Origin of the sequence: Bacillus sp. SH5-2 (genome assembly GCF_008368905.1) — a bacterium.
Classification (GTDB): Bacteria; Bacillota; Bacilli; order Bacillales; family Bacillaceae_G; genus Bacillus_A; species Bacillus_A luti.
This window is the reverse complement of the sequence record NZ_QOSD01000045.1, coordinates 1-7,606: the sequence shown is the minus strand read 5'-3', so window position 1 is coordinate 7,606 and position 7,606 is coordinate 1. Positions and strand designations below refer to the sequence as shown.

Annotated in this window: 7 protein-coding genes and 2 pseudogenes; all 9 read right to left on the bottom strand. The window is 36.7% G+C overall.

Annotated features, from left to right (window positions below; genetic code table 11):
* Nucleotides 1-94: 94 nt before the first annotated feature.
* Nucleotides 95-274: an aspartyl-phosphate phosphatase Spo0E family protein gene (locus tag DN410_RS27615; RefSeq protein WP_149178836.1), complete on the bottom strand. Its 180-nt coding sequence runs from the start codon at nt 272-274 to the stop codon at nt 95-97.
* A gap of 479 nt (nt 275-753) precedes the next feature.
* Complete coding sequence (locus DN410_RS27605) at nt 754-1,251, bottom strand: DinB family protein (RefSeq protein ID WP_149178835.1); 498 nt, start codon at nt 1,249-1,251, stop codon at nt 754-756.
* Nucleotides 1,251-2,210, bottom strand: a complete 960-nt coding sequence (locus tag DN410_RS27600) for a fumarylacetoacetate hydrolase family protein (RefSeq protein WP_149178834.1) — start codon at nt 2,208-2,210, stop codon at nt 1,251-1,253. Before DN410_RS27600 ends, DN410_RS27605 begins: the two co-directional genes overlap by 1 nt.
* Nucleotides 2,211-2,369: 159 nt before the next feature.
* Complete coding sequence (locus DN410_RS27595) at nt 2,370-2,825, bottom strand: hypothetical protein (RefSeq protein WP_255446904.1); 456 nt, start codon at nt 2,823-2,825, stop codon at nt 2,370-2,372.
* Nucleotides 2,826-2,891: 66 nt separating this feature from the next.
* Nucleotides 2,892-3,130 (bottom strand): annotated as a pseudogene (locus tag DN410_RS27590) (acyl-CoA thioesterase); the annotation flags it as partial.
* 136 nt (nt 3,131-3,266) lie between these two features.
* Nucleotides 3,267-4,297 (bottom strand): annotated as a pseudogene (locus DN410_RS27585) (acetyl-CoA C-acyltransferase).
* Between the two features lie 32 nt (nt 4,298-4,329).
* A complete protein-coding gene (locus DN410_RS27580; protein WP_255446903.1) occupies nt 4,330-5,667 on the bottom strand; it encodes a phenylacetate--CoA ligase family protein in 1,338 nt (445 codons plus the stop codon).
* Between the two features lie 325 nt (nt 5,668-5,992).
* Nucleotides 5,993-6,748 carry an IclR family transcriptional regulator gene (locus DN410_RS27575; RefSeq protein WP_149178831.1) on the bottom strand — a complete coding sequence of 252 codons (756 nt, stop codon included), beginning with the start codon at nt 6,746-6,748 and terminating at the stop codon, nt 5,993-5,995.
* Nucleotides 6,749-6,780: 32 nt separating this feature from the next.
* On the bottom strand, nt 6,781-7,557 hold the full coding sequence (locus DN410_RS27570) for an IclR family transcriptional regulator (protein ID WP_149178830.1): 777 nt from the start codon (nt 7,555-7,557) through the stop codon (nt 6,781-6,783).
* Between the last annotated feature and the right edge of the window lie 49 nt (nt 7,558-7,606).

Genomic DNA, 7,606 nt, shown 5'->3' with positions numbered 1-7,606 from the left:
TTAAGTTGATGGATGTGTGGTACTACCCCATCCCAATCAAGCTAACAATAATCAAAAAATAGGGAACTAAATTGCACATCTATTTATTCCTCTATTAGTTAGTTCTATTCAACAGTTGATCTAGTTTCTGGCTTATCTCTATTGTCTTAGGATCTGTAAATCCTTTTTCAAGGGCAGTAAATACCATGAGTCCCCTAATTTTTTCTATCTCTACTATCAATGATTCACATTGAAGACAACATGTCTTAGTATGTTTTTTTAATAACAAGATCATCACCTAACTAAAATTAGATTTATATATGAGTTATTTTAAATTACAACATAATTAGTACTTGAACATTCCATGTAGGTTTGATGTTCCTATCAAATAGTTTTCAATACTAAAACCTTGAAACATACTAGAATTTATGCTAAATAATAGGTTTACACTCACCCGTTACTTCCGGATACTCATTATTGTTTCCATATGTTTTCTCTTGCTCAAAATCAAATTTCCCCTTAATCGGTAAATTGTTTACAGAGAAGAAGAACGTATCTTCTAACGCTACGTGCTCATGGATTGCCCAGTTAGGAATAATAAAGTAATCACCTTGTTACCAGTCAAATCGAATGCCATTAATTATGCTGTAACCGCAACCTCTAAATACTTGGTAAATCGTCGAATTCGTGTGGCGGTGAGCTTTTGAATGAAATCCTTTTGGAAGCTTCCGAATCCATGCCCAAATATTTGGATTTCCTATCCCTCCTGCTCTTTTACCTATTGAACTTGGATAAATTGCGCTCGATTTGTCCTAAATGCTTACTCGTATGTTCAACAAGTAAATGATCTACGATAAATAAAATAGGCTTTGTACCAAAACGAGGATTTCGGCTAGGCGCCTCCAACGCTAATTTCTCTTTATCTAATTTGTTAAGCGTTTGTGCTACTTGTGATTTTAGTGCTTCCAATTCTATTAAAACATTGGATAAAGAAGTGCTATCAACCTTACTTTTGTTAACAGCAGCTAAACGATCCCCATCCTGCAACCCTCTCCCCCACTCTTTACCAGGATTTTCTAAAAGTTGTTCGATTTCATCGAGCCAATAAGGAACTGCTTCAACGAGATGACAAAGAATTTGCATAACAGACCATTCTGCTTCAGTAGGGTTCCAACGAAGCGAATCGTCGGAAAACCCTTCTACCTTTTGAATCACTTGATTAAGTGACTGTTGAATGGATTTAATAGAATCTTTAATCTTTATAGTCATCATCATAACTTCTCCTCTACTACTTTCTTGACACTCGTTACATGGTTTTCAAGGACACCAATTTTATCAATCTCAATTTTGACAACGTCCCCATCTTTCAAGAAAACTTGTGGATTACGTGCAACCCCTACTCCACCTGGAGTACCTGTTAAAACGACGTCTCCAGGCTCAAGAGTCATTAAATTTGATAAAAATTCAACTAAATACTGAACAGAGAATACTAGGTTACTAGTATTAGAGCGTTGACGTTCTTCATCATTAACGGTTAAAACTACTTCTAAACCAGCAGGATCTTGAAGTTCATCAGATGTTACTAACCATGGTCCCATTGGTGCGCTTCCTTCAACAGTTTTACCTTGTAACCATTGAAGAGTGCGTCTTTGAAGATCACGGTACGTTAAATCATTAGCAATTGTGTATCCAGCTACGTACTCAAGAGCCTCTTTTTTTGATACGTTTCTTGCACGTTTTCCAATCACGAAAGCAAATTCAGCCTCATAATCAAGCTGTTCTGAAATTGAATAAAATGGAATGGCATCTTGTGGGCCAATGACCGTATTAGCAAATTTAGCGAATAGAACCGGATATGATGGAATCTCACGTTTCATTTCTAAAATATGTTCACGGTAATTGTGACCTACACAGATTATTTTTCCAGGTACCGGTACTGGTGCTTCCACTTTTACTTCATCTAAAGCATATACAAGCCTGTATCCATTGACGGTTTTATTTTCTACTGCATAGTCTATTGCATTTTTAGCAAGCTCCAAACTTTCTTTTCCACCTTGTAAAAACCCAGTCATATCTATCGGCACAAATGCATCTGCAATTTGTTGGGCGCGAATTTTCCCTTTTGATGCAAGTAAAGACTTATACGCAACATGCAAATCAATGATTTCTTCGTTGACAATCGCTCCAACACGTTGTGTCATACCCTCGCGACCAAATGTAACTAACTTCATTTCTATATCCTCCATTCATATCATTTTTCATTATTAAGGATTACCTTTAATTGCTGAGAAATATCCTCTAATCTCGTGGATAATAAGATACTTTATAAATTCTATATAGCCGGCTCGTCCAACCAACAATCCCCTTACTCTATAAATCTTCTTCACGTCTTAAACGAGATAAAATGTATTTGCCTCTGTCCCAAGTGGCAGGTAACCTACTTCAAGCAGTTCTACTATAGGTAAAAAAAGATTCTGCTCTTCAGCCAGTACAGCCTTACAAATTAGTATGCTAACATATATCGCATGTCCGACAAGAAAGTGAACCGTTTTTTCTTCACCAAATGTATGAAAAACCTCCGCAAAAACATTATGAAATATCGCTTCTGGTACGACATCCACTATCTTCTCAAGCAATGATTCATTACCAATTTCATTTATTTTAGCTTTTAATTGATATGGTACCTTTTCTAAAACTATCCAAAGGTTACTTCCCCCAAAGGTAAGACGTTGGATAGCACATGACACTTGATCTTTGGATAACCATTTTATTTCATATTCATTTACACCTAGTGTTCGTATAAATTGATTGACTTTCTCCAATACATCTTCTTGCTGCTGACCCACCTGTTTATACCAATCAATAGCTAGCAAACGACCAAGTCTTGGAATAATGGATGTGAAAGAAGCTGCGACTGAACTACGAACAGTTACATAATCTTCAAAAATAGTGGCCTCTTAAACTGACAATTCGCTTCAAGAAGTGGAACACTAATTTTCTGTTCAACGTACAAAGTAGATGATGGAGATCCTATAACAGCTAAAAACTCATGTGTAGCATCGTCCATCCACTTATAAAAGTTAGGATAAAATACTATGCCCGCAGCATCCGTATTACCCCACCTTACTCTGAACTTGTAATCTACGATCATTCCCACCAACCCTAATAAAATTCGGAATATTACAATAATGAAAATCAGATAAATCCAGATAATCTATTTCTGTAAAATTTCATAAGATTTTAGACATATATATATATGTATTTACGCAAAGTAGTTGATTGTTCTATTACAATCGTTCCCAAATGGATGCTATCCCTTGTCCCCCACCAATACAGACAGCAGAGGCTCCATACTTTTTGTTACGCCTTTTTAATTCATAGGCAAGAGTAAGTGTAATTCTTGTTCCACTGGCCGCAAGTGGATGACCTAGCGCAATAGCACCACCATTTACATTTCCTTTCTCAGGGTCAAAGCCTAGCTCTTTCTGGCATGCTAAATACTGTGCAGAAAAAGCTTCGTTGATTTCAATTAAATCTAAATCTTCCATTTTTAATCCTACTTTTTGTAAAGCATTTTTAATCGCAGGTACTGGTCCAATACCCATGTATTGTGGATCAACACCAACCACATCCCAGGAAACCAACCTCGCAATAGGCCTCAAGCCTTTCTCTTCAGCATATTCGCTTGAAGTGACAATAACAGCCGCAGCGCCATCAACCATCCCACTCGCGTTTCCAGGTGTTACAACGCCATTTTCAATAAAGCGAGCTTTTAGTTTACCCAGCTTTTCCATGCTCGTTTTCCGAATATGTTCATCTTCCTCAACTACTCTACTTCTTTTTCTATCCTGAACCGTTATCGGAACGATTTCTTCCTTCAAATACCCTTTTTTCATCGCTGCCAATGCCCCCTCAACGGACTCCCCCATCTCAGTCCAGGAATCACATGAGGGACTTGACTCATACTTTCTGCTCCTCCGGCCAATACAACCTTTGCTTCGCCAGTCATAATAAAACGTGCGGCCGTTAAAATTGCTTCTACACCAGTTCCGCATAAACGATTGATTGTTAATGCAGGAACATGAATGGGAAGTCCTGCCTTTAAGCCAACATGACGAGCGAGATAATGTGCATCTTTACTGGACTGTTGGACATTCCCAAATACGACTTGATCTATTTCTTCTGGGTCAATTTTTGCTTTACAAATCGCTTCTCGGGCTGCTACTGCTCCTAAATCTATTGCAGAAATCTCTCTAAATGAGCCTGAAATTTCCGTAAATGCAGTACGCGCTCCTTCTATCAATACGATGTTGCTCACTCTATCCATCTCCTCTTCATTTCAAACTATTTTTACTTTTTATATAAATCTTCGGTTAATTTTGCTTTCATTTCAAAACGTGGTAGTGATTCTCCTGGAACGAGCTGAATATCAGCAGTAAAAAATAATTTTGCTCGTAACACAGATTCGATTTCTTTCTTCAATGCGCCTTTTTCATTTTCATTTAAGCCTTCGGAATACTCCACTTTAATTGGAAGTGGTGCCTCTGCTAAAGGCGGCTTCTCTTTCAGTAGAATCCGAATTTCACCTGTTGTTTTCGGCCTAAAACTATTCACTACATCCTTAATCGCTGATGGGAAAACATTCACTCCACGAACAATTAACATATCATCGGTTCTTCCAACACAGCGCAGACGGAAACTACGTCGACCACACTTACATGGCGTTGTATCGACTTGAACTAAATCTCTTGTTCTAAATCGGACAAGCGGGACACATTCACGGTCAATAGCTGTATAAACAAGTTCCCCCTCCATATGATCGCTATGTGTAACAACTTCTCCTGTTTCAGGATCAATGATTTCGCAAATGACGTAATCCGATCCGATGAAGTGCATACCATTTTGCTCTTGGCATTCACTGAACATCACAGGAGCCATATCAGCATTCCCCATCGCTTCCACGACTTTGCAGCCCCAATCCTGTTCAATTTTTTTACGGACTTCAGGTAACCCCCCGCCTGGCTCTCCACCGACAGACATGATTTTAATTTTTAACTCGGAAGGGTCCATGTTGTAATTTTTCCTTACAAATTCAGCTAAATGGGATGCATAAGATGGCGTACAGAACAACGCATCAGCTCTAAAGTCGATGATACTTCGGATAACCCGATCCGAAGCCCCTGTACCAATCGGAATAAAAGTGGCACCTAATCTTTCTATTCCATCCTTAAAAGAACTTCCAACAAAAAAGGATAGACCCATTGCGAAAACAACTTTACTTTCTTTTCTAATCCCATGAGTATATGCAGCTCTAGCTAGCATTTCGGTCCAAACATCATAATCATGTCTTGTTATTCCAACATAAGTCGGTCGACCAGTCGTACCAGATGATGAATGTACACGAACAACTTCTTTCATATCGACAATGGCATGCGAACCTAGTGGTGGCAATACATTTTGACTTTCCCTGATTTCATCCTTATAGGTAAACGGCAGTTTTGCTAGATCAGTTAACTCTTTAATATTGCTTCTTTCAATATCAAAATTTTGAAACTTGTTCTGATAGAATTTAGAGTTCCCAAAAATATAATCCAGTTGTTTTTGAAGTTTTTGAGATTGAATATCCTCTACGCAAATGTCAGGTTCCATAAATACTTCTGTTTTCTTTTCAGAAATCATTATTCTCATTCTCCTTTAACTGTAATTACTTTCATAATTATTATTTTGAATGTTATCACAATATTTTGCCATTTATAAATCGAATATTCTTCTATGCAGCAAATCATGTTTTTATTTTCAGAATATTCAATCACAAATTCCACCTAGCGCTTTCCAATAATAACGAAGAGATAACCTTTTTCCTTCAAAAAAAGGTTATCTACTTGTATAAAACAGTTTCCACGACCTAATCTCTCTTCGTCTCTTTATATTGCAACAAATTAACGCAGTAAATATTTAAAGATACAATACAAAAAACTTTCTAATTGTTAGAAAGTTTTTCACTTATTCTTCATTAATTTTTACTGTTTAAAAGTTTTTCCAATTCCATCGTGGCTTCTATCACTTTTTTTACATATGTATTAACAGAAGATGGCCGAATGCGTTGCTCAGGGCCAATTAATTCAATAGCAGCTATAATGTCTCCGTTCTTGTTTTTTACGGGGGCAGCAATTGATGTGAGTCCAGAGGAAAAGTTGTTATAACTAATTGCGTACCCCTTTTCTTGAACTTGCAATAACTCTGTTAAATCATACTGAGGCTTATCTATTATATTAAGTGTTGCTTCCATAGAAATAATTGTCTCTATTTCTTCTTCCGATTTAGTGGAAATTAGCACTTTTCCTGCGCTTGTACTTAAGATAGGCTGAGATTTCCCTACATATGTCAATCCGTCATACATAGGACGATCAGAATCTACTGTATTAACATAAAAAGTTTGATTATTATTTAAAATGCAGAGTGAGGATGCCTCATTCATCTTTTTAGTTAGTGAATATAAAATTGAAATAGATGCATTATATAGGACTAAATCTTTTATTAATACTGATTCTAATGCGCGTATAGAAACACCAAGACGATATTTATTATTTATATTATCTTTAGCAATGAATCCTTCTTTTTTTAAAGTGGACAACAATCGATGAGCTGTACTATCAGCGATCGAAAGCCGCTCTGCAATCTCTTTCACACTAAAATCTGGTTCTTCAACACTAAATACATCCAGTATACGTAATGCATTTTCAAGTGATGAAAAGCTACTTCGTTTCATAACCTTTCCTTCTTTCTTGTTCTTTAATTATATTAATATATAAATCCGAGACTTTTCGAAATCTCTTTTCCTGCTTTTACCACACCTTCTACAACTTGTGGAGGGTCTATCCGGTTACTAGGTCCCGTAATACTGATTGATGCGACGACAGATTCATTGTAATCGTAGATAGGAGCTGCAATACTGGTTACGCCTTCACTAAATTCATCTATACAAACTGCATATCCTTGCTTTTTGATTTGACTAAGATGACTCTTCAATTCTTTTACATTTCTAACTGTTTTTGAACTGAATTGATGAAATTGTTGCAGCTCAATCTCTTTAATGACTTCTTCCTGTTCTGTTTGTTCTTTAAAAGCTAGTAAAACTTTCCCACATCCAGTGCAGTATGCCGGATTATTCTTTCCAATGTGGGAAGATAATCTAACTGGATGTAAGCCTTCCATTTTTTCTAAATATATAGTTTCTGTTCCTTCTAAAACTCCAATATGGACAGCTTCGCCAAACTCGGTGACTAATTTATTTAAAATCGGCCGAGCTTCTTGATGAATTTCCATTGTTGTTTTGACAATACCCGATAATTTTAAAATTGACAGGCTAAGACTATATTTTTTAGTTCTTGAACCTCTCTCCAAATACCCATATTTTTCTAACACCTTCAAAAGGCGCTTAGTGGTACTAATACTCATAGATTTTTTTTGAGCAATCTCCGTCAATGTCCATTCCCGTTTTTCTACGGTGAACAAACGTAAGATTTGCATAGCGTTTTGCACAGTCTGGATTGTATAATCCCTATTAATATCATTCACCCCTTTACATTCTCTGCCATTCGGTAATACATATTACCTCTTTATATCA